2 protein-coding genes are annotated in these 2198 nt (G+C 33.8%); both read right to left on the minus strand.

Annotated features, from left to right (window positions below):
• Positions 1 to 1139, minus strand: a 1139-nt coding sequence (locus AC06OU_RS04810; RefSeq protein ID WP_475854326.1) for a hypothetical protein, incomplete at its 3' end; no start/stop codon positions are given.
• Entirely contained in the window at positions 1099 to 2100 is a 1002-nt protein-coding gene (locus AC06OU_RS04815) for a hypothetical protein (protein WP_475854327.1), read from the minus strand. The genes AC06OU_RS04815 and AC06OU_RS04810, both read right to left, overlap by 41 nt.
• Between the last annotated feature and the right edge of the window lie 98 nt (positions 2101 to 2198).

The raw sequence follows: 2198 nt of genomic DNA on the forward strand, positions 1-2198 counted from the left end.
GGAATTTTTTGTTTTTCTTCTTTAGCAAGTAACCCAAGCTCTCTCTTTAGGGTATTATCAGCATAAACCCATGCTTTTTTATAATTTATAAATGACTGATCAGGATATTTAGAAATTTCGTTCCGTAATTCTTCTTCGTCAATTTCTAGTTCTTTGCCTGATTCGTCATCAAACCATTTGCGTTTTCCATTAACCATTTGCATTCTAGGTTTTGTAATTTCAACAAAGCCAACCACTCGCTCAGAAAATTTCTCTAAATCAAATAAGAATTCATGGTCTGGAAAAAGTGACAGCGGATTTTGAAAAAACTGAGGTATCTCTTCATTTTTTAAATACTTTTTCTTTTGAAGTATTTGAACATCTTCCCGAACTGCTTTACTTGCTTCGTACCTTTCACGTTTTAATCCTATTCTTATGGATGATTTCGATGAATTACTGTTAAGGTGTTCTGTCTCTTCCTTCGTCTGACCAACTAACTGTAACTCCATTAAATCATTAGCAATCAGCCTCGGTTGTACTTCATAGGAGTCTATATAATGGTAGTTCTCTCCTTCAAGGAAGTCGTCTAACTGTATATTTGCTTCAACTGCAAACTTTCGGACCTTGGCTGTTTTTTCGTAACCACTATCAAACTCATCCAAATGAATAGCTTCATAGAGCCTCCAAATTTCTTCAGATACTATATAGGAAGCATCCTGTATCTTAATGAAAGGATAATTAGTCTCAGCAATTTGTTCTAAAACTCTGTTTCTCATATCCCTTAGAGTTAATACAAATTTGGGTTCATGTGCAGGAGAGCCTATTATCTCAATTTGTCCGGAAACAGGAAAAACCTCTGTAGGCAAGCCGAAGTTGCCTAAGAGGATACGTTGATCTTCATTATCAAGCATGCTATAAAACGTATTGATTGTCATTTGTTCTTTATAATCGATAAAGTCGCTTTCAAATAGCTCTTCATATACAATATAACTTTCAAACCCTTCAAGTTGGAAATATTCTCTAAATTCCACATCCTCCAAGGGTAGCTCCAAAGTTATTTCATTCTTTCCTTGTTTTTTTAGAATTTGAAGCTGAATACGATTCCCTAATGCAAAATAATTAGATTGTAATGTCGTTTTTGCTTTCTTGAAGAATCGCATCGCGATCAACCTCCCAATTCAATCTTATACGTAAAAAATCATTAAAGTTTTTTTGCCAATTTCCAGTGTGAGTTAACCACCCTCCACTTACTACCTCTTTTTTATCCATCAGCATAGGTCGTCTGAGGTTAAAGTCAAGTCTGCCAAACATTTTAAATGCTCTACTCTCTAGTGCATCTCTATATCTCTCCACTATAGTTCCAAATTTTCTTTCAAAAGTGTTTGCGGTATAAACGTATACAGCACCTGTTCCAAGCACTTCCATTACTACTACATCATCGAAGTAAAATAGAATCGTTTTTTCTTTCTCAATTACAAGTGCATCCTGCATCTTAGGAACAAACTTTTCCCAATAAACAAAGCGTTCATGTTCTTTGTTTATCCCTGAAAAGAACTCTCTAATGTTTTTTCTTAAATACCATTGATGAAATTCAATTTTCAATTCCTTCTCTACATTTGTCCATAACATAGGTTGCTTTTTATATGTCCCCATCTTCTCTAAGATTCGTACACTTATATCCTCAAGTCCATATACACTTCCAGATTTGATAAACCCAGAAACTAGTAACTGGGCTGTTAATGAATCGGATTTATGTAGATATTTCGTAAATAAATCTGCTTCATTGTAGAATAATGTTTTAGAACCTGAAGAAAACATCTCTATTATGATATCCTCATAGATTTTATGACTTTCAAGGATAAAATAATCCTGAAGTATATTTGTAAAAGGTCGTTCTCCCTTATTTATAACCTCACATATATGTTTGACATGAGAATTTTCAATTAGAACAAACTTAGACCATACCTCTTCCTTTTCTTCTGACCAATTTCTTCCTATAGAAGTCCTGTTATGTTGAAAAGATAACTTCACTATACTCCAATATGGTTGAAAATTTCCGCCTCTATAGCATTGCTCGATCAAGTTATAAAACATTTTAGAGATAGTATAAAAAGTAGACATGTTAAAACACGACCTTCATACTTATAGAAAATAAAGGGAGCGTGTTTATTATGACAAGGACAAGTAGAGAAATGCGTGATTATCTGGTGAAATTGGTA

Source organism: Psychrobacillus sp., from assembly GCF_056205495.1.